20 protein-coding genes and 1 pseudogene are annotated in these 19,034 nt (G+C 61.5%); 9 read left to right on the top strand and 12 right to left on the bottom strand.

Annotated features, from left to right (window positions below):
• Positions 1-30: 30 nt before the first annotated feature.
• The 3 genes from QRN54_RS25225 to QRN54_RS25215 all read right to left on the bottom strand — a co-directional run bounded on the left by QRN54_RS25225 (position 31) and on the right by QRN54_RS25215 (position 3,997).
• Entirely contained in the window at positions 31-609 is a 579-nt protein-coding gene (locus tag QRN54_RS25225; protein ID WP_285183373.1) for a DUF305 domain-containing protein, read from the bottom strand.
• A gap of 612 nt (positions 610-1,221) precedes the next feature.
• The gene (locus QRN54_RS25220; RefSeq protein ID WP_030537779.1) at positions 1,222-3,147 is read right to left on the bottom strand and encodes a copper resistance CopC/CopD family protein; all 1,926 of its coding nucleotides are present in this window, start codon (positions 3,145-3,147) and stop codon (positions 1,222-1,224) included.
• A 7-nt stretch (positions 3,148-3,154) separates the two neighbouring features.
• The gene (locus QRN54_RS25215) at positions 3,155-3,997 is read right to left on the bottom strand and encodes a F510_1955 family glycosylhydrolase (RefSeq protein ID WP_030537778.1); all 843 of its coding nucleotides are present in this window, start codon (positions 3,995-3,997) and stop codon (positions 3,155-3,157) included.
• 521 nt (positions 3,998-4,518) lie between these two features.
• Between QRN54_RS25215 and QRN54_RS25210 the strand changes: the two genes are divergently transcribed.
• Positions 4,519-4,845, top strand: a complete 327-nt coding sequence (locus QRN54_RS25210) for a metal-sensitive transcriptional regulator (protein WP_051720984.1) — start codon at positions 4,519-4,521, stop codon at positions 4,843-4,845.
• Between the two features lie 294 nt (positions 4,846-5,139).
• Here the strand turns inward: QRN54_RS25210 and QRN54_RS25205 are convergent, their stop codons facing one another.
• The 6 genes from QRN54_RS25205 to QRN54_RS25180 form a co-directional block, all read right to left on the bottom strand.
• Positions 5,140-5,361, bottom strand: a complete 222-nt coding sequence (locus QRN54_RS25205) for a PASTA domain-containing protein (protein WP_232354281.1) — start codon at positions 5,359-5,361, stop codon at positions 5,140-5,142.
• Between the two features lie 213 nt (positions 5,362-5,574).
• Positions 5,575-7,083 carry an apolipoprotein N-acyltransferase gene (gene lnt, locus QRN54_RS25200; RefSeq protein ID WP_231917504.1) on the bottom strand — a complete coding sequence of 503 codons (1,509 nt, stop codon included), beginning with the start codon at positions 7,081-7,083 and terminating at the stop codon, positions 5,575-5,577.
• Between the two features lie 89 nt (positions 7,084-7,172).
• Complete coding sequence (gene resB / locus QRN54_RS25195; RefSeq protein WP_058228113.1) at positions 7,173-8,804, bottom strand: cytochrome c biogenesis protein ResB; 1,632 nt, start codon at positions 8,802-8,804, stop codon at positions 7,173-7,175.
• Positions 8,801-9,607: a cytochrome c biogenesis CcdA family protein gene (locus QRN54_RS25190; protein WP_003944619.1), complete on the bottom strand. Its 807-nt coding sequence runs from the start codon at positions 9,605-9,607 to the stop codon at positions 8,801-8,803. The genes resB and QRN54_RS25190 overlap by 4 nt, the downstream gene beginning before the upstream one ends.
• Positions 9,604-10,248: a TlpA disulfide reductase family protein gene (locus QRN54_RS25185; RefSeq protein WP_003944594.1), complete on the bottom strand. Its 645-nt coding sequence runs from the start codon at positions 10,246-10,248 to the stop codon at positions 9,604-9,606. Before QRN54_RS25185 ends, QRN54_RS25190 begins: the two co-directional genes overlap by 4 nt.
• Positions 10,245-10,883 carry a TlpA family protein disulfide reductase gene (locus QRN54_RS25180; protein ID WP_003944602.1) on the bottom strand — a complete coding sequence of 213 codons (639 nt, stop codon included), beginning with the start codon at positions 10,881-10,883 and terminating at the stop codon, positions 10,245-10,247. Before QRN54_RS25180 ends, QRN54_RS25185 begins: the two co-directional genes overlap by 4 nt.
• A 128-nt stretch (positions 10,884-11,011) precedes the next feature.
• Here QRN54_RS25180 and QRN54_RS25175 point away from each other — a divergent pair, with 128 nt between their 5' ends.
• On the top strand, positions 11,012-11,377 hold the full coding sequence (locus QRN54_RS25175) for a DUF4229 domain-containing protein (protein WP_019747393.1): 366 nt from the start codon (positions 11,012-11,014) through the stop codon (positions 11,375-11,377).
• A gap of 364 nt (positions 11,378-11,741) precedes the next feature.
• On the opposite strand, the gene QRN54_RS25170 is transcribed toward QRN54_RS25175, so the two are convergent.
• The 3 genes and pseudogenes from QRN54_RS25170 to QRN54_RS25160 all read right to left on the bottom strand — a co-directional run.
• Positions 11,742-12,080 carry a hypothetical protein gene (locus tag QRN54_RS25170; protein ID WP_003944633.1) on the bottom strand — a complete coding sequence of 113 codons (339 nt, stop codon included), beginning with the start codon at positions 12,078-12,080 and terminating at the stop codon, positions 11,742-11,744.
• Positions 12,067-12,492 (bottom strand): DUF3703 domain-containing protein, encoded by a 426-nt coding sequence (locus tag QRN54_RS25165; RefSeq protein ID WP_087503898.1) that lies wholly within the window; start codon positions 12,490-12,492, stop codon positions 12,067-12,069. The genes QRN54_RS25170 and QRN54_RS25165 overlap by 14 nt, the downstream gene beginning before the upstream one ends.
• A gap of 56 nt (positions 12,493-12,548) precedes the next feature.
• Positions 12,549-12,935, bottom strand: a pseudogene (locus QRN54_RS25160) (HAD-IC family P-type ATPase); the annotation flags it as partial.
• Between the two features lie 229 nt (positions 12,936-13,164).
• On the opposite strand from QRN54_RS25160, the gene QRN54_RS33745 reads away from it, so the two are divergent.
• The 7 genes from QRN54_RS33745 (at position 13,165) to QRN54_RS25130 (ending at position 18,917) form a co-directional block, all read left to right on the top strand.
• Positions 13,165-13,404 carry a DUF8730 family Cys-rich protein gene (locus QRN54_RS33745; protein WP_080726681.1) on the top strand — a complete coding sequence of 80 codons (240 nt, stop codon included), beginning with the start codon at positions 13,165-13,167 and terminating at the stop codon, positions 13,402-13,404.
• A 75-nt stretch (positions 13,405-13,479) separates the two neighbouring features.
• Complete coding sequence (locus QRN54_RS25155; protein ID WP_030538075.1) at positions 13,480-15,636, top strand: MMPL family transporter; 2,157 nt, start codon at positions 13,480-13,482, stop codon at positions 15,634-15,636.
• 26 nt (positions 15,637-15,662) lie between these two features.
• Positions 15,663-15,914, top strand: coding sequence for a YgaP-like transmembrane domain (locus QRN54_RS25150; RefSeq protein WP_003944652.1), 252 nt, complete (start codon positions 15,663-15,665; stop codon positions 15,912-15,914).
• A 44-nt stretch (positions 15,915-15,958) separates the two neighbouring features.
• Entirely contained in the window at positions 15,959-16,375 is a 417-nt protein-coding gene (locus tag QRN54_RS25145; RefSeq protein ID WP_011133463.1) for a DUF302 domain-containing protein, read from the top strand.
• Entirely contained in the window at positions 16,375-17,148 is a 774-nt protein-coding gene (locus QRN54_RS25140) for a sulfite exporter TauE/SafE family protein (protein ID WP_003944622.1), read from the top strand. Before QRN54_RS25145 ends, QRN54_RS25140 begins: the two co-directional genes overlap by 1 nt.
• A gap of 78 nt (positions 17,149-17,226) precedes the next feature.
• On the top strand, positions 17,227-17,496 hold the full coding sequence (locus QRN54_RS25135) for a metal-sensitive transcriptional regulator (RefSeq protein ID WP_003944639.1): 270 nt from the start codon (positions 17,227-17,229) through the stop codon (positions 17,494-17,496).
• 53 nt (positions 17,497-17,549) lie between these two features.
• The gene (locus QRN54_RS25130; RefSeq protein ID WP_003944677.1) at positions 17,550-18,917 is read left to right on the top strand and encodes an MBL fold metallo-hydrolase; all 1,368 of its coding nucleotides are present in this window, start codon (positions 17,550-17,552) and stop codon (positions 18,915-18,917) included.
• Positions 18,918-19,034: the final 117 nt, after the last annotated feature.

Genomic DNA, 19,034 nt, shown 5'->3' with positions numbered 1-19,034 from the left:
GACAGGCCTAGCCACTCGCCAGTTTCCGGATCAGTTCTGTTGCAAAAGTGCTTGCATCGCGGTGATCTCGGACTGCTGTGCGGCGATGATATCGGTAGCCAATTGCTTGGCGTCGGCGTTGTCGCCATCGGATAGTTCCGATTGGGCCGTCGCGATCGCGCCGGAGTGATGTTCAATCATCATCTTCAGCCACGCGGTGTCGAAGTCCCCATCGCGCAACCCCTCCAATTGAGCGATCTGCTGCTGGGACATCATTCCTGAATCAACCCCGCCGTGGTCCATTTCATCCATGGAGTCCACAGGGGAGGTGGCGTCGGACGTAGGTTGACCCCATTGTTCGACGAGCGCTGCAATCTGATCCATTTCGGGCCCGCGAGCGGTTTGGATCGAAGCGGCGAGTTCGAGTATTCGAGGATTGGTGGTGCGACTGTCAACCATCTTTGCAATCTCGACGGCCTGTGCGTGATGTGGATACATCATCGCGACGAACTGCATATCCGCGCTGTTGGCGCCGTTGGGCTGCGAGGCCGCGGAGGAGTTGGACATGTTTCCGCTGTCGTTGCTCGACATTTGGCTCATGTCATGGCCGCCGCAGCCGGCGATCAGCATCAGACCGACGGCAGACCCCGCTGAGACTGCGATACGTGTGGAAACAGCACGTGTAAGCATCATATTTTTCTCCTGGAATGTGTTGTTGTGCAAAAAATTTTTCTGGGGAGGGGCCGTCGACCCGGATGGTCAGTAGTTCCACTATGAGCGTCTGTCGTATCCGCAGCGCCGACAGTTGGTTGTGTAGGGGCAAGGTGTCGTGCACGATGCACGTCTGCGGCAACAGGGGAACGTGCAACCCTCCACTCACGCGTGCCGGTATGATCCTTGTCTTCGCGCTCGATGACGACTGTCGCGGTGATCAGCGTGGTGTCGTGCGCGCCGGGCAGGACCAGCGAGGTGACGGTGGAACCTGCAATCAGAAGGTTGCGGTGATCAAGACAAGCGACAGCAGGGGATGAGTGGTTGAACAGACTGCAGGCCAGAGCCACCGCTACCGGTTCGTCACCCTGCGTATGCCGTAGGAATTTCGAAGGCCTGGGCGCGGCCAGTGCGCGGGTGCGACAGAACTGGCAGGGGTGAATGAACGAGTAAGGGGAGATCATCGCAGCTTCCGTTCCTATTGCACGGTGACAGTTCACTGGACGTGAATATCTCGTCAGTTCTCCCCCATCAGTTCACTTCGGGGTAGACGAAGGTGCGGGTGATGAGATGTTTTGCATCGCTTAGTGTTTCGGAAACTATTCGTCCAGTTTGGTCGAGGTCGAGCAGTACGTTCATACCCGCAGCCGGATAGCCCAATGCCAGACGGAGTTGCCGTCCGGCGCTGGGTAAGCGCACCGCGATGGGCGCAGTCCCGTCCGCATACGGCTCCTGGGCGAGGAAGAACTCGCTGGACAGACTTAGTTGCTGAGGTTCGGGTCCGACGTTTGCGGCATCACTGGTCACCGATTCGTAAAAGGTCAGATTCTTCTGAGTGCGGGTGATATCTACGGCTCGAGCGAGATCGGTGTCCCCGGACTGAACAGGCCATGGAATTAACATGCTGACCGTCCCGCCCAGCCACCCTGTCGCCGCGGCCTCGAGCGTGAGCATGCTTTCACCCAGTGGCCAATCGGCTTGCGCCACGAAGCATCCGGATCCGCACCCGCGCAAGGGAAGGGAAGTGTTCTGCCCGCTCGCCCGCAGTGCGCCGATCAAGGTGTATTCCTGGTCCGGTTCCTGAGCGTAGTAGTCGACGCGGCGCGGAGTCGACAGTCGAACCACCAGCTGCCCTTCGCTGGCGGCGACGCTCACCCCAATCTGTCCAGCCAATGTTCCCAGCGGCAGAACCGGACCGATGGCTGCAGGTGGTCCCGGCTGGGCGGGTGAATTGGCAGGCGCCGTCGAGACTAATGCAGCACTGATGGCGAGCACGGAGATCAGGAGGATGCTCTCGATACGAATCTGATTGCGCAGTTTGCCCACTTGTTCAGTTCTGCGCATCGTCCGCCGTGCAGATATCGCCACACCCGAGGCGGCGATGACGAAGAGTAGTTTGACCGTCAGAAGTTGCCCGTACGGGGTGGAAAACATTGCGGCAACGGGGATCAGCAACAATGCCGAGATCGTACCGGTGGTCACGACGACGATGAAGGTCCACAGCGCAAGTCGTGTGTAACCGGCCACGACCCACCGAACCGGGGCATGCTGACCCCGCCACGCGAATGCAGTGCGAACCGTGTGGAGCAAAGCGCCGACCCAGATTGCCGCTGCCGCGAGATGAACGGCGGTGAGAAACGCGCCCCATCCGGGAGCGACGACGTTTGCGTGCGAGCGCAGCCCTTCGGCGGCAATGACCAGCAGAAGGGCTGCGCTCGCAAGTCTGGGGCTCCCCGCGGCTTTCAGCGCCAAGGCCAACATGAGCCCACACGTCTCTACGAGCAAGATGATGCCCGCACGTTCTTGCCATAGCGCAGCAACGCTGGACGAAGCGGCGAGCGAAACCATAAGGCCTGCAACACCTACCAAAGCAATACAAGCGCCGGCCGGAAACCAGGTGCGCAACTTCTTCAACGAAGGGTTCTCGGCGTGCGGTACAGACGACAATCTCTCCGCGACAAGTGTCCCGAGCGCGAGGGCGAACCCGACGAACAGCAGCCACCGGAGCACGGTTTCCGTCCACGAGGTCGAGGCGCTGTCGTCGCCACCGCCACCGCCGCTGTCGGTCAAAGCGAGGCCGACGGCAAACCGAAAGTCTTCCTCGACGAGGTCACCATCTGCGCCGATCACTTGCCACCGGACGGTGTAGGTGCCCGGCGACGGAGCATCCGAGAGCCGGGAAGTGATTGCACGGCCACCTTTGGACGACTCTGCTGCCTCCATCGGGCTCTCACGGCCTGCGCCGTCCAGGACTTTGATCGCATCGGTCCCGGCGGTGACTTGTTCGTTGAAGATCAGGGTGATGGCTTGCGGAGGCTCGGAAACGGCAGTCTCCGAGCCAGGTTCGGTAAAGAGCAGCGTGGGGTGAGCGTTGGCGATGCCGGCGCCCAGAACCACAAGGACTCCCGCAACGAGCACAAGTGTGATGCTCTGGAACATTCGAACGAACAACGACATGTTCAGGTCAGTTCAAGGCATACAGAGACTGAGAAGTCGCCGCGTACGCGCTGTCGTAACTCGCCGCAGTCAACGCTTCGACTGCTCCGACATTAGCGCGCTTCTCCCAGCCTTTTCCCTCCCTGCTCCGCCAGGCGAATCCATCTTGATCGACCCCCCACAGTGCATCCGAGGAGCCCGCGATCAGCACCATGGACGGCGCTCCAGCGAACTTTGTGAAGGTGCGCCCGTCGTCGCTGCTGTACTGCAGCCCTGACGAGGTGACAGCCCATGTCCCACTCTCGGTGAGAGCGAGGGACGCCACACCCAGGGCACCGCCGGATTCCCACGACTTTCCCTGATCCTTCGACACCGTGACACCTCTGGCCCCGTCGAAGCCGACGAGTGTCGTGCCATCTGTAACCAGAGAATGAAAGTCGACCTGTCCCGCGAGCGAGCTATCCGTCCAGGTTCGGCCGCCGTCGTTGCTGGTGCGTAGGCCAAGTGGGTTGGCTGCGGTACTGGACGGTCCCGGGTGCCCTGAGGAAAAGAGCGTGTCACTGCCCGCCACGCCCGCCAACCCCATCAAATCGTCGTCGGAATCACCCACTCGCACTGTGTCGCCCGAATCTCCGATCGCGAACAGTCCGCGATGCGTACCCGCCAAGATGGTGCCATCGGCGTTGATATGCAACCCGTGCAGATGGTCAAGTTCGGGTGTGAGCTCCACCCCTGGTATGGGCGGGACGATGGACTGGCCGGCCTTGTCGTCGTTTCCCTGCGTCGAACAAGCCGCAAGAGAAACGGCGATGAGAGCGGCGCCGACGAGCCCCACGATTGGGGACGTTCGCGCACGACGACTATTGGGCATCTGGGTGTCTCGTCCTGTATTCGAAGGGATGGCAACATTTCCGGGCGACTGGTACCTTATCTACTAAGATGCATAGTAGATGAGGGTGTTGGCTGGCTGCGAATTCACCCCCTGCAATGGTCTAGTGCAAGGGAAATGCTCGCCGTCGAAGCCCCTGATCTGATACGGCAGGGAGGTGCAATTGGTCTGGTCCCACGCACGGGTCGACGGGATGACGGCGCATCGCGTCATTGGTGGCGCAACCGGCGGTGGGCAGGAAGTTTGAACACAGGGCGGGTGCAGCGGTACTGCCTAGCCCTGGTGGCAGGAATGATTGAGAGTTCTTCTCGTGTGGTCACTTACCCGGAGATCTTGCAGTTGGCGAAGCGCCCATACAGACGGGATGCTGCTCAACGTGCCTTCGTGTGTGCCACTGCTGCACTACACCGTAGCCAGGGCAGGTCCAATCGATTGTCGCCCACCATGGAGACGACGTGATTTCGCGTCTGGCCCACTACGGGCGACGAGACCAGGGGAATCTCGTGGGCACAACTAATCCGGTTGGTCCAGGCCGTCGTGACTATGCGACCCACGGATACATCAGCGCAAAGGACTTGTACCTCAAACGCCTCAAGCGTATTGAGGGTCAGTCGCGAGGGCTGCAGCGAATGGTTGAAGAAGAAAGGTGCTGCATTGACATCCTTACCCAAATATCGGCGATGAAAAAAGCGCTGCATGCAGTAGCTATGGAATTGCTCGAAGACCATCTCAGTCATTGTGTCGTCGATGCCGCCGCAAGAGGGGGCGCCGAATCCGACGCCAAGATCAGGGAGGCCGCCGAGGCGATCAGACGGCTCGTGAATTCGTGAGGACCCTCCCATCTGATGTCCGAAACGATCTACTAGTCGGTGGGGCGGAATTTCGATGCCGTTTTATCGAAAGTCATTTACTTAGAATGTAGTTACGATCGAATCATGTTTTTTGAATGCGGGAGCGGGCGGCACATAGGGAAGCACTCCGCATGTTCCGTATTCCGGAGCGATTTCTGCTCGCCACAACCGGGATCCGAGGTCCTCGACGGGAATCGAGTTCATGATGAGCGCGTGCGGTGGCAGTCCCCACCGGGTGGGGATCGCCGAAGCATCATGGTGGCGCACCCGGGCTTATCGTGGGCCTGGGGTATCTGACGGTGATGGGCTCGTCGTGGTGGTGCTCGGTGTCGAGGATCCGTCACTTATGTACAGGGTGATGGTGGAGCCCGGAAGTGCCGCTCCCGACGGAGCTGTCGCGGTTGCTGTCCCTCTCGCGCTCGGACTTGACGTGAGGGAGACCGTCACTTTGAACCCGGCGTTCTGCAACAGAGATGTTGCGGCGGACTCGGTCATCCCGACCACGTCGGGTACCTGATCCCCGGCCGAACCGCGAACATATTTCTGGTCCAGCGGGGGTAGCGTGATGGGTCCGAAGTTGCTCGCGATCGGTCCCATCGCGTTGTACCACGTTCGGGCAGGTTCATTGCCGCCGTACAAATCGTCATTGGTGAACTCGTTTCGCTTGTGCACTGGCACCGACACTGAATTACTATCATGCATAGTAATTCATGTTCTCGTTCTTTCACCCCGCCGAACCCGGTACATGCCTCTGAAGAGTGCCGAAGCGGCGAGAGAAAGCACGATCGCAGACAACGCGAGTTCCGGAATCGAACCCACACGTGTTGCCAACGTGAGATCGGAGCGAACGGCGATCTCGTCGGTCAATGCTTGTGCTGTGAAGATCTCGCTCTGTTGACGCACCACACCCGCTGGCGTGATGATTGCGCTGACACCGCTGGTTGCTGCGATCAGCACACTGCGGCCGTGTTCGACCGCCCGCACCCGCGACATGGCCAGCTGCTGAAAGGTCATCTCGGTCCGGCCGAAGGTCGCGTTGTTGGTGGGAACCGCGATGACGGTGGCTCCTGCCTTGACGGACTCGGTCACCAGATCGTCGAAGGCCACCTCGTAACACGTGGCAACAGCTACCTGAATTCCGTTGAGGTCGACGACGCCGTTCCCGTTCCCGGCAACGAAATTGCCCGCAGAATCGGCATATGACGACACCGCACTAACGATCGATCGGAGCGGCAGGTACTCCCCGAAGGGCACAAGCTGCCGCTTGATGTGTTGCTGCCCAGGGCCGTCCGTCGGATCCCAGACCATGGCACTGTTGATCGATGTTCCTGGCTCGCCCTGCAGGACCGTACCGACCAGGATCGGGGCGCCGATAGAACGGGCTGCTCGGTCCAGTCGATCCGCCGCATCCCGATTCGTCAAAGGATCTATATCCGAAGCGTTTTCGGGCCAGATGACAAGTCGTGGCCGGGCTGCTCGGCCCGCTGTGACCTCAGCTGCGAGTTGTTCGGTGCGGGCAACATGATTGTCGAGCACAGCTCGGCGTTGGGCGTTGAAATCGAGGCCGAGTCGCGGCACGTTGCCCTGAACGACGGTCGCAGTGACGACCTCGTCAGGGGCGGCACCGGGAGAACCGGTCACCAATGCACTCACAAAGATGAGGACGATGCAAGCGCCACCTTTCGCCAATGCTTGCCATCGAACATTCAAGGGCCCAGCCAGTGACCAGGCGATGAGTGTTCCGATCAGTGCAGTCACGAAGGAAAGACCTGGCGCCCCCGCGATCGAAGCCAACGGCAGCAGCGGGCCGTCTGCCTGCCCGAAGGCCAAACGCCCCCACGGGAAACCGCCGAACGGAACTCGGCTACGAAGTGCTTCTGCGGTGACCCATGCACCCGCAATCCACACCGGGGAAAGCGGAGCGTGGCCGACGGCCACCGCCAGTACGCCGAACACTCCGAACGCGAGCGCTTCAATCGCCGCCAACGCCAACCAAGGCGTTGCACCCACGTACGCTCCGACCCATGGCAGCAAGGGAACGAAGAATCCCAGTCCCGCGGCATAGCCGAATCCGAAACCCGCACGGAGACTGCGCCCCTGGAGAACGACGGTCAGCAGGGCGATGGCTACAGGGGCGAGAAACCACAGCGTGCGCGGCGGAAAGCTGAGAAACAGCAGCCACCCAGCGCCCACCGAAAGAGCGAGACGCAAAGCGATCCCACCGTGGTGCCGTTTGGGGCGACCACTCTTCAGGCATGCATCTAATTCACTGTCGGCAGTGATCGCACGGTCGACCGAAAGGACCCTCACAGGCCCGCTCTCGTAGAAGGAGAACTGCGCTGGTCAGTCAACAATTTCTCACAGAGATCGTCGAATTCGCCGCCCCAGCCGGCATGATCGGTCCGCGCGAGTCCACCGAGTTCGAGATCAGCCTGCTCCGGTCCCGTCCCCGGGCGTAGGCGGATCCACACTCGCCGCCTCCTGATCACGAGCGAGATCAGAAGTCCGAGCATCATCGTGATCGCAAAGACGAGAACCCACTGTTGCGCAGGGTCGTACGACACCTGCAGATTGGCGAATTCCTTGGCGCCGTCGAACCGAACCTGTGTTCCATCGGTGAGAGTCCGCGTCTCTCCAGGGCGGAGGTTCACACGATCTTGTTTGACCAGCCTTCCTTGGTTGATCATTTCCTTGTTCAACGAGAAGATCGATTGCGGGATGCCGGTGTCCAGACCCGTATCGCCCTTGTAGATGTCGATCGCGACCGCAGGGTCACGCGCATCGGGAAACGACGAAGTCAGAAGCGTCCCGCTGAAGGAAGCGGTCGGCGCGAAGAGTCCCTCGATGGCGATCTGATTCTTCCGGCGCTCGTCCGGATTCGGAAACGATCCACCTGGCGGATCGAACCGCAACGCCCCACTGCTCAGGAACGTGACCGCATCGTCCGGTTGAAACTGCATCGTCTCGGTACGGGACTGTCCGTCGGGAAAAGTGACGGTGAACTGCGGCGCGTACCCATGGCCGGTCAGATAAACACGGGCACCGTCGGTACGCAGCGGTTCGTTGACTCGAAGACGGTAGTCTTTCCAGGTATTGGTCGCGATGTCCTGCCCGCTCTGGTATGAGATGTTGGAGGTGAACATTTCGGCCTGACCAGTATCGAGATAATCTGCGGAAAAGTCGTTGACCTTGATGCAAAAGGGCGCGAGACCCGTGCCGTCAGTTGCACTTCCCGCGCGGAACGAGTCGTACACGGCAGGTGACGTATTACAGAAACCGGGGCCGCCGTCGGCAATGACGATCACCGAACCCTCGTACCCCACCAACTTGCCGATCGCGACGGTGACGAGCAACCCGATCAGCGAGAAGTGGAACACCAGATTCCCGGCCTCACGCAGATACCCCTTTTCCGCGGAAACCGATACCTCGGAATCCTTTTCGGACCTGACGGCTACCCGCCAGCCCTTGAGCGACTGCCGCACTCTGGTGAGGGCCTCGTCATGCGAGATGTCAACTACGCCGTGGAAATGGTGCGGCAACCTGGACAGATTCCGAGGTGCTCGTACAGGTTGGCTCCGAAGCGCGCCGAGATGCGCCTGCAGGCGTGGAACAAGACAGCCGATGAGAGAGAGAAACAGCAGGACGTAGATCGCAGTGAACCAGAAGCTGGAAAAGACGTCGAACAACTCCAGCTTGTCGAATAGCGGGCCGAGGGTTGGCTGCGCCGCGATGTACTGGGAAACTTTCTGTACGTTGAGATTTCGCTGAGGCAACATAGCACCGGGAAGTGCTGCGAGTGCCAAGAGGAACAGGAGCACGAGCGCGGTGCTCATCGACGTCAACCGGCGCCAATTGTGGCGCAGTAGTCGAACGCTTTCTCGGATAATCAGTCTCGGTAGGCGGCGGATGCGACCTCCCGCGGTGGCGTTATCTGTCATATCGGCAGCACGACCGAACTGACGAATTCGTTGCGTAACCAGCCGACGAACATGCCCCACACGCCGGTGACCAGTGCGAGCCCGACAGCGACGAGCATTATTCCGCCGACGATCTGAATCGTCCGTGAATGGCGTTTGAGCCACCCGACGCCGCGGAGAGCTTTCGCCGACCCGAACGCAAGCACGATGAACGGCAGTCCCAATCCCAGACAGTAGGCGACAATCAGTATCACGCCCCGCGCTGCTGTCGTGCCTTCAGTTCCGGCCGCCACCGAAATAACTCCGGCGAGGGTGGGGCCGAGACATGGTGTCCAACCCAACGCGAACACGCCCCCCAACAAGGGCGCGCCGGCAAGGGAGGAGATACGCCGCGGGGCGAACCGTGTGTCTTTCTGCAAGGCAGGAATCAAGCCGATGAAGGTCAACCCCATCACGATGGTGATCACACCACCCACCCGTTGGAGCAGGTCTTCGTTGATGCGCAGGGTTCCGATCACCCCGAACACCGACGCGGTGGCGAGAACGAACACCACGGTGAATCCGGCAACGAACATCGTTGCCGCGCCGGTAACCCGCCATCTGCCTGCAGGTTCCGAGGTCTCGTCGCCACGGGTCACCGCTGGAGAATCAGCTCCGGAAATGCCGGCCAGATACGACAGATATCCGGGAACGAGCGGCACCACACACGGCGATGCGAACGACACCAGACCGGCCAGAATGCACGCTGCTACGGCGAGCAGTAACGGGCCGCTCGCGGCGGCGGTCTGGAAGCTGGAGCCGACACCTTGGGCGAGTTCGTTCACCGCTCGGCCGCCACGCGCTCGATGACCGGTTGCAGATCCTCGGTGAGAAGTGCGCGAAGAAACACAGCGGCGACGCGCTGTCTGCGATCCAACACCAAGGTGGAGGGAATCACGCTTGTCGGATAGTTTCCGCCGAGCGCTGTCAAAGTTCTCATCGACGGGTCGTAGATCGAGGGGTAGCTGACGTTGTTGTCGACGACGAAGTCCTGGGCCTTGTCTCGTTGAGGATCTCGAACGTTGATCCCGAGAAACTGAACACCGAGACTTTCGGTTGCTTCGTACGCGCGCTCGAGATCGTCGGCCTCGGACCGGCACGGGGCGCACCATTGCCCCCACAGATTGATCACGACGACCTGACCGGCGTAATCAGTGAGTGAAATATCGCTACCGTCGGCCATGAGGTCAGGTCCGGCCAATACACCGATCATGTTTCGCGATTCGGGCGGGTCGTACAAAATATCGGTTTGTCCTCCCGGTGACACGAAATCGAAATTCGCACCCGAAGCGACTGCATCGGTGCCGGTTGCACATCCACTCGCGGCGACGACGATCGCAGTGAGAATAGCGACCAGTGGGAGGATGCGGGTCGGTTTTCCGAGTACGCGTTGTCTCGATTTGCGAGGGAGTGCGGGGGCATTCATTTCATCAACTCACTTACAGCGGAGCGTATTTGGTCAGTGTTTTCGAAAACCATGGGGGTTGTAATCTGTTCGACGGACCCGTCTTGTTGGACGAGAAAGCTCAGCGGCAGAACTGGCGGCGCCGATAGCGCAATTCCGATGTCGTCGACCGCAGCGAACGAGGGATAGTGCACGCCTGCAGCGGTGAGAAGCGCTAGTGCTGTGGACATGTCGTCCTGGACGTTGATCCCGACTACTCGGATGGAGCCCGGAGTACCTGCATAGTCATTCAGGACCGGGATTTCCGATCGGCACGGCCCGCACCACGAGGCCCAGAGGTTGATCAGGGTCGGCTCCCCGGACAGCGCTGCACCGAGGTCGACCACAGTATTCTCGCCAAGACACGTCGCTTTGATTCCCAGGAGTTCTCCTCCAGCGGGCGGTACTGCCGGGGCCACAGGACAGGGAACCGCTGCTGCCGCGGACTTCGAGGAAAACCCCGAGTCGACGCGATCTTCATCTGCCTGGGCGGCCGGAGGCACTTGAGGCCGGGTCGAGGAATGGGTCTCGGTTGACGTTGATCGAGGCCAGATCGCCACGACGAGAAGACCGATCACAACCAGGAAGAGCAGGAACCACCGAGACTGTGCCTGCATGCACTTCCTCCAAGCGTGGTGCGGTGAACCGGGACAACACTGAACTACTATTGTGCATAGTAGACATATGGTTCGTTCTGTCGCCCCCGCCAACCAGAGGCGGGATCCGAACCCGAGAATCGAGCATCGTGAAACGCCAGTCCGCTCCGAAGGGCCGTATCAATCCACCAGTCAGCCCAGAAATTGCGGCACTGGGTGCCCATCAAGCACCGCAGACGCGCGTGGCGCGGATCAACCGTGTAGCACGGTCAAAGCTCGTGCGTCTGGTGATGTACTACACCGCGGTTCGACTCGCCCTGATCGCCGGCCTCGCAGTGATCATCATGGGAATCAACGCCATACTCGAACTCGAAATCCCCGGTGTGTTAGCACTGTTCGGGGCGGTGCTGCTCGGATTCGCCATCTCTGCGATCGCGTTCCGGTCATTGCGCCGCCGGATCAATGAAGAAGTGATGGTCGTAGATGAAAAACGGCGTGCAATGCGCACCCGGTGAAGGGTTCCCTCCGGTTAGGTGCGCGTGAAAGCTCCAGTAACGAAAATGCCCAGCATCGGTGCCACAACCTGTCTTTTTTGGACGTATGACCGCTCAAAGCTGCCTTCCTGGGTGATGCCGAGGGCGCGCGATCATGCATTGATTGGCATTGGGATGAAGATGTCAGGTGACGGGATCAGGTGCGGAGTCGGCGGTATCCGTGGTGGTCTCGAGTTTCGGAATCGGTACAAGCTGCGGGATCAGGCGGACGAGACTCGAGCAGGCGCAGTACGGAGGACCGTTGAGTCAGCTCGCCCTTGTGAGGAACCCCGGGGCTGCTGCTGGAGACGACCCTGTTGGGACCACCGGTGGGTGGCCGATACTTTCACTCATCGCCCTCTACATCAGCTGTGGGCGCAGCCATACCGAACGCACCCCTCAGTGCAGCAACGGTAGGAGCGCCACCGACCTCGCCCGTGGAATCTCGATAGAGCCTGCATGACACGTTGGGGACCTGGTCCGGTTCGGCAAACGGATCGCGGCCGTCGACGAGCAACGTCGGCGATCCGGTCATGCCCGCAAGCCTTGCGGATCGAGGATCGTCGACGATTACGTGGCGCAGTTCCCAATCGATGGACTCCTCCGCGAGAACGTGCTCGATCCGTTGTTCGAGGAGCTGCACGTTCGGGCAGTCCGGGACTTGCAAAATTTCAAGGTGCATCATGGTGTTCCTCCGTCGGCGTGTGGTTTCGAGTATGCGGCAGTGCAGGACAGCTCGCGGTAAACGAAACCCAGGACTGGTAGGTCTGCATTTTCTCGGCAAGATCGTCAGGTATCGGCATCGGTGTCATAAGACCGGCACGAGTTCGTTCGGTGTTGCCCTCCGGATAGCGGCCCAGTGCGGATCCCGGGGCGGCGACGACGATGATGCGAAGAACCTGCCCGACGGCTTCGCGGCAGTCACGCTGATGTAAGGCCAGGGGAGCATGGCGAGGTGGTTTGTGTGGCCATGGACAGGGCTGGGAGAGGACATGTGTGCGTTCGAGGTGATGCCAACGCTGGGTGTCATCGCTGGTGCGGCCGGCTGCGGTCCTCTTTGCGGGCCGAAACGCGACGGCGCTGTGTCGGTCGTGCAAGCGATGCGCTTCGTGTAGACACTGCGCAATTGTGCGAGCATTCGGTTCATCGGATGCAGAGCCGGCGGCAGGTGCTGCAGGTCTTCGCCCATCAGAGCAACATCGGCGGTCTCGATGGCCACGTCGGAACCCATCGCGCCCATGGCAATGCCCAAGTCGGCGGTGGCCAGGGCGGGGGCGTCGTTGACACCGTCCCCGACCATTGCCGTCGGGCGGTTCGCACGCAAGGTTTCCACGATCCGTGCCTTGTCCTCCGGGCGCAGGTCGGCGTGCACGTCGTCGATCCCGACGTCGGCGGCCAGCGCCTGGGCGGTGCGTTCGTTGTCGCCGGTGAGCATCGCGACGGTGTACCCGCCGCGTCGTAGCCCGGCGATCACCTCATGTGCTTCCGGTCGGAGCTCGTCTCGTACGGCGACTGCCCCGATGACGGTTCCGGCGCGCTCGATCCACGCCACGAGTTCCCGAGACCTCTCACCGATGGCGTGGCCGCCGCACCCGGACTGAGTCGTCTCGACGGATGCGCCGACGTGTGCGTCGGCTACCCAGAAAGCGGTACCTCGCCTGGGCACTCGACGACCCGGACGGCCCACCCCCTCGGGTGGGCGCCCGAGAGGAGCGAACGGCCTACCCGAGCGTATACCCCCAGGGGTACTTGCATACCCCCCTGGGTATATGCAACAGTGGGTAGACGCTCGTCAGAAAGGACTGTCTATGTGTTACCCCGTCCCGTGCCCGATATGCGACAAGATCGCGTGGGCAGGTTGCGATCGACATGTCGACGACGTCACGAAGGATGTTTCACGGCCTCGGCAGTGCACCTGCTCTGCTGAGACCGTTGGTCCTATCGATCGGCGCCAGCGCCTCGCGATCGCTGTTTCGCCGCCAATCCCGGTCGCGAGTGCAAGGGCCTAACCTTCCAATTGGGTCAGGTTTACCGAGGTCTAGCTCGCTCATTTGAATACCCCAGCCCGTATTTTAGGAGAAGTTATGTCTGTGCCCGACACCGTGACGGCCACCGGTCGTGACGATCGTGATCGCGTATCTACACCCGGCATACTCGGACGCCTGGGAAGCGCGATGGTCGCACGCCGCCGATGGGTGTTCGGTGTCTGGCTGATCGCGCTTGTCGCGCTCGGATCTGCAGCGCCGTCGGTTTTTTCGTCACTGGCGGGTGCTGGGTGGCAAGCCAACGGATCCGAATCGGTCCAGGTCCGTGAACTCGCGCAACAGCATTTCGGCGGGAACTCCTCGGCCGCGGTTCAGGTGGTGGTCCATTCGGACACCGCGTCGATCGACGATCCCACCGTGCAGCAGAGACTCATCGACGTCACAGCTGTGTTCGACGGTGACACCCGGTTCGGTGCCGTCATCGCCCCACAGCCTGGTATGACCATCAGCCCCGACGGCCACACCGGCATCCTCATCGCCGGCGCCAACGCAAACGCGGACGACATGGTCAAAGCCGTCGACGATGTCAAAGACGAGCTGACCGCACTCTCCGGCGACGGTATCGAGGTCTATCCCACCGGATCCTCCGCGTTGTGGTCCGACTTCAACAAAGCCAACCACGATGCGATGATTCAGGCTGAACTATTCTCTTGGCCAGTCACTTTGGCGATCATGGTGCTCGCATTCGGCTCCCTCGTCGCTGCCGGGCTGCCGCTGTTGCTCACAGTGGCCGGACTCGTCGCCTCCGCCGGCGGTTTGGTGCTGCTCAACGAGGTCACACCGATCTCGGTATGGGCGATGAATTTCGCGATGATGTTCGCCCTCGCTCTCGGCATCGACTACGCCTTGTTCATCGTCGCCCGCTTCCGCGACGCCCTCCGTACGGCCGATCCACGAGCAGCCGTTGCCGAAACCATGGACACCGCAGGCAAAGCGGTGCTCCTGTCCGGACTTACCGTCCTGGTCAGCCTCTCGGCAGTGCTGCTCGTTCCCGCACCGGCCGTGCGCACCATGGCCGTAGGCATCATGCTGGCCGTCACGTTCGTTCTGATCGCCACCATGACACTTCTTCCGGCCACGCTGGGCGCACTCGGCCCCAAGGTCAACGCAGCATCCCTGCCTTACGCGAAACGCCAACAGCACCGATCCCCGAAGTTCGCTGCGTGGGGCGAATTGCTTCACAAGTACCCATGGCCGTTCGCGCTGGTCTCCGTCGGCATCCTCGTCGCCCTGGCCTTACCTGTCCTGGGACTGAAGGTGGCAATGCCGTCCATCGCTGTCGTTCCCGACGATGCGCCCGTTCGGCAAGGTTACGAGTTGGTTCAGGCCCAGTTCGGTGACGGGGCACCCGGCGCGCTGCAGATAGTTGTCCCGTCTTCCGATGCGGCTGCTACCGCCGCGGCAGCGAGCAGCGTCGACGGGATCTCGATGGTCACCCCGCCCACACCATCAACAGACGATTCGAACTACACACTGCTGCAAGCGTTTCCTGCCGTGGACCCTTCCGCAGAGGCCATGGGCACGATCCTCGGTGACCTACGCGCACAACTACCGGAGTCCGCGCTCGTCGGCGGCGCGCCAGCGGAGAACCTCGACCTGCAGCAAGCCCTGAACGACTACCTACCGTTGGTTATCGGGATCATCCTCGCCCTCGGCTTCATCCTGCTGCTCGTCGCTCTGCAGGCACCACTGATCGCGATCCTCGGCACCGCCGTCAGTTTGCTGTCGACCGCCGCAGCGTTCGGGGTTGCGAAGCTGATCTTCCAAGACGGACACGGATCGTCGCTGCTCGGCTTCACCCCTCAAGGTTTCCTCGACGGCTGGGGGCCGGTGTTCTTCTTCGCGATGATCTTTGCCATCGCCATGGACTACACCGTGTTCCTGCTCGCCACCGCGAAAGAACACTACGAGAAGACCGGGGACCCGAAGGCTGCTCAGGTCGACGGCCTCGCGCACTCCGGACGCGTCATCTTCGCCGCTGCGGCGGTCATGGTCGCCGTGTTCTTCACCTTCGCGCTCTCCGATCCGCTCCCACCCAAGGAAATGGGCATCATCCTCGGCGTCGCGGTGTTGCTCGACGCCTTCCTGATCAGGCTGATCCTGCTCCCGGTCCTGCTCCGGCTGAGCGGTCACGCTGCATGGTGGGCACCGGGCTGGCTGCGCAGAATGTTGCCGTCGATCCGCTTCTCGCACTGACCATTACAACACCTCACGGAGGAATCATGACCGATCCGAACATCACGCATTCGAGCACGTCTGCCGGGTGGCCGATCGAACGTATCGTCCCCGCACTGGCCGCCGGCGTCACCGCGACGGGCCTGACCCTCGGCGAACTCCACGCACCACGGTGGAGGCTGCTCAGCGCCTTCGCCGCCGCGAACCTCGCCCTCTACGCCGCGGTCGGCTGGTGCCCGGCAAGTGCGCTTCTCACCAGAGCGGGCGTACCAAGTCTTCGCCACCCCCGAAGCGGATAGGCACACAATTGCCGCAGTTCGACGAACGGAAGGAATTCTCCACCATGACCATCGCACTCTCGACCACCTTGACCGACACCGACTTCGAGACGGCGGTCACCGCCACCAAAGCAGCACTGTCCGAGCAAGGCTTCGGTGTGCTGACCGAAATTGACATGCAGGCCACCCTGAAAGCCAAACTTGGCACAGACATGGAGAAGTATCTGATCCTAGGCGCGTGCAATCCCACGCTTGCACACCGCGCCGTAGGAATCGTGCGTGAGATCGGCCTGCTACTGCCCTGCAACGTCGTCGTCCGTGCCGACACCACCGCCGGATCGGTCATCGTCGAGGCGATGAACCCGGACCTCATGGTCCAAGTGACGGGCGAACCAGCACTGTCAGATGTCGCGGCCGAGGCCACCACCAAACTCCAAGCCGCCCTGGACACGCTCGGCAGTCGGGATGCAGTGCGCAGTTGATGACGTTGACCCTGGCGCTGGCGCTCGGCCTCACCGTCGGAATCCTGCTCGGTCTCCTCGGAGGCGGTGGATCGATCCTCGCTGTCCCGATCCTCGTGTACGCTCTCGGGTTCCCCCTGCCGGAGGCGATACCGACTTCGCTGTTGGTGATCGGTGTCGCCTCCGCGGTCGGGGTCATCTCCAAGGTGCGGGCGCGGCTCATCGAATGGCGACTCGCGGCAATCTTCGCCGCCACCGGAGTCCTCGGCACCCTGGCCGGCACTGCCCTTGGCAAGCATCTACCTGAAACTGCCGTGATGATCGGCTTTGCGATCGTCATGATCCTCGCGGGGGCACGCATGCTGCGCAGCCCCGACAATCCCGGAACCGCCTGCAGGACGAGCAATTCCGGGATCAACTGGCGCCGATGCGCACCTCGGTCCATACCGACCGGATTCGGCGTCGGTGTCCTTACCGGACTGTTCGGCGTCGGCGGGGGCTTCTTGATCATCCCCGCATTGGTTCTGCTGCTGGGAATCGAGATGAGTGTCGCCGTCGGAACCTCTTTGGTGGTCATCGTCGCCAACTCCGCCGCCGGACTCATCGCTCAGGCCGACGGCCTAGGTGGAAACTGGCCCTTGACGGCAGCGTTCGCAGGTTCAGCCATTGCGGGTTCGTTGGTGGCCGGACGATTCGGTACACGCATCGCCACGGACTCACTTCGGCAGTGGTTCGCCTACCTGGTGTTTGTCGTGGCAGGTTACGTCCTCATCGACACTCTCGTTCTCGGATGATCTACCGTGCACCCCGTTGGATGCCCCCGGGGGTAATCTGGCAATTTCTGGCATCATCATGCATCTGAAGGAGACCCCATGATCGGCGACGAAGACAGCATCGCATTGGTCCTCAACCGCCTCCGCCGCGCACACGGCCAACTCTCGGGAGTGATCGGCATGATCGAGAACGGACGCGATTGCAAAGACGTTGTCACCCAGCTCGCCGCTGTTTCCAGGGCCCTCGACAAAGCTGGCTTCAAGATCGTCGCTACCGGTCTCCGAGAGTGCATGACAGGCGAAGCGGCAGACAACAAAGAACCCATGACCGAAGCAGAACTGGAAAAGCTCTTCCTGGCGCTGGCCTGAACGCCCGCTTCACATCAGGAACGAGGCCGACCGACAACATGTAGGAGCTCCCCATGAGCACGACCGACCCGGACATCGCCATCATTGAAACTTCCAGCCTCGGCGACCGCAGCTATCTGATCAGCCACGACGGTATCGCCGTGGTGATCGATCCACAACGCGACATCGACCGCGTCCGGGCGCTGGCAGCAGAAAAGAACGCTGTCATCACCCACGTGCTGGAAACTCACATCCACAACGACTACGTCACTGGCGGCCTGGAACTTGCGCGCGCCACGGGTGCCGAATACGTCGTCCCGGACGGCGATCCGGTCGAATACGAGCGCCGAGCAGTCGTCGACGGCGATGTCGTCGACGCGGGATCGACGACGTTCGAGGTCATGCACACCCCAGGGCATACTCATCACCACGTCAGTTACGTTCTGCACCGGCGCGGCGAGCCGATCGCAATCTTCACCGGCGGCTCCATGCTCTACGGGTCCACCGGGCGCACTGACCTGCTCGGCTCCGAGCACACTGATGAACTGACCCACGCGCAGTACCATTCGGTCCGCCGTATCGCGGCCGAACTGGCCGCTGAGGTGGAGGTCTACCCCACACATGGGTTCGGTAGCTTCTGTGCCGCAACTCCGACCAGCGGGGACTCATCCACCATCGGTGAACAGCAGCAGTCCAACCCCGCACTGACTCAGGACGAACACACCTATGTCGACGAGCTGATCGCGGGCCTGTCTGCATATCCCGCGTACTACGCCCATATGGGCGTCATCAACACCAAAGGGCCGGCCCCGATCGACCTGTCCATGCCCGAGCCCGTCGATCCAGACGAACTACGTCGCCGCATCGACGCCGGGCAATGGGTCGTTGACCTACGAGCACGCACCGCTTTCGCCGCCGGCCACGTCGATGGCTCTCTCGGGTTCGAACTGTCGACCAGCTTCGTCACCTATCTCGGATGGCTTTATCAGTGGGGCGTGCCGTTGACGCTGATCGGTGAAACAACCGACCAGATCGCCGAGGCGACCCGCGAGCTGGCTCGGATCGGCATCGACAGTCCCTCCGGATCCGCCGTCGGTGAGATTCACTCGCTCGTCGGCGACGGAAAGGTCCGCTCCTACGATGTATCCGACTTCGCCGGACTCGCGGCGGCCACCGGCGAACGTGAGATAAGCGTCCTCGATGCGCGTCAACAGTCCGAGTACGCGGACAGCCACCTTCCTGGTGCCGTGAACATCCCCCTCCACGAGCTACCACACCGACTCGAGGAAGTTTCCGCGGCCGAAGTGTGGGTGCACTGCGCATCCGGTTACCGCGCATCGATCGCCGCTTCACTTCTCGACCGCGAACACCGCACAGTGGTCCTCATCGACGATGACTACGAGCATGCCGTGCAGCTCGGCCTCCACACATCGCCCGCCTGACGAATGCGCCGCCGCTGCGCAAGCCGCACGATGCGAGTGGTTCACGGGGCTGATCTCCCCGATTTCAGCAAACGGCCATCGGATAATTCCGACAGAGGGCAGGAAGCCCAACCCCTG

The sequence above is a fragment of the Rhodococcus sp. MEB032 genome, assembly GCF_030208925.1.
GTDB classification, from domain to species: Bacteria; Actinomycetota; Actinomycetes; order Mycobacteriales; family Mycobacteriaceae; genus Rhodococcus_F; species Rhodococcus_F qingshengii.
Note: the sequence above shows the minus strand (reverse complement) of the source record. Positions and strands in the feature narration are given on the sequence as shown.

Bases quoted from the DNA above. Each gene is read 5' to 3' on its own strand.
- QRN54_RS25225 (WP_285183373.1), bottom strand. From the start codon at position 609: ATGCTGATCGCCGGCTGCGGCGGCCATGACATGAGCCAAATGTCGAGC.
- QRN54_RS25220 (WP_030537779.1), bottom strand. From the start codon at position 3,147: ATGTCGTTGTTCGTTCGAATGTTCCAGAGCATCACACTTGTGCTCGTT.
- QRN54_RS25215 (WP_030537778.1), bottom strand. From the start codon at position 3,997: ATGCCCAATAGTCGTCGTGCGCGAACGTCCCCAATCGTGGGGCTCGTC.
- QRN54_RS25205 (WP_232354281.1), bottom strand. From the start codon at position 5,361: ATGACCGAGTCCGCCGCAACATCTCTGTTGCAGAACGCCGGGTTCAAA.
- resB (WP_058228113.1), bottom strand. From the start codon at position 8,804: ATGACAGATAACGCCACCGCGGGAGGTCGCATCCGCCGCCTACCGAGA.
- QRN54_RS25185 (WP_003944594.1), bottom strand. From the start codon at position 10,248: ATGAATGCCCCCGCACTCCCTCGCAAATCGAGACAACGCGTACTCGGA.
- QRN54_RS25180 (WP_003944602.1), bottom strand. From the start codon at position 10,883: ATGCAGGCACAGTCTCGGTGGTTCCTGCTCTTCCTGGTTGTGATCGGT.
- QRN54_RS25170 (WP_003944633.1), bottom strand. From the start codon at position 12,080: ATGATGCACCTTGAAATTTTGCAAGTCCCGGACTGCCCGAACGTGCAG.
- QRN54_RS33745 (WP_080726681.1), top strand. From the start codon at position 13,165: ATGCAACAGTGGGTAGACGCTCGTCAGAAAGGACTGTCTATGTGTTAC.
- QRN54_RS25155 (WP_030538075.1), top strand. From the start codon at position 13,480: ATGTCTGTGCCCGACACCGTGACGGCCACCGGTCGTGACGATCGTGAT.
- QRN54_RS25150 (WP_003944652.1), top strand. From the start codon at position 15,663: ATGACCGATCCGAACATCACGCATTCGAGCACGTCTGCCGGGTGGCCG.
- QRN54_RS25145 (WP_011133463.1), top strand. From the start codon at position 15,959: ATGACCATCGCACTCTCGACCACCTTGACCGACACCGACTTCGAGACG.
- QRN54_RS25140 (WP_003944622.1), top strand. From the start codon at position 16,375: ATGACGTTGACCCTGGCGCTGGCGCTCGGCCTCACCGTCGGAATCCTG.
- QRN54_RS25135 (WP_003944639.1), top strand. From the start codon at position 17,227: ATGATCGGCGACGAAGACAGCATCGCATTGGTCCTCAACCGCCTCCGC.
- QRN54_RS25130 (WP_003944677.1), top strand. From the start codon at position 17,550: ATGAGCACGACCGACCCGGACATCGCCATCATTGAAACTTCCAGCCTC.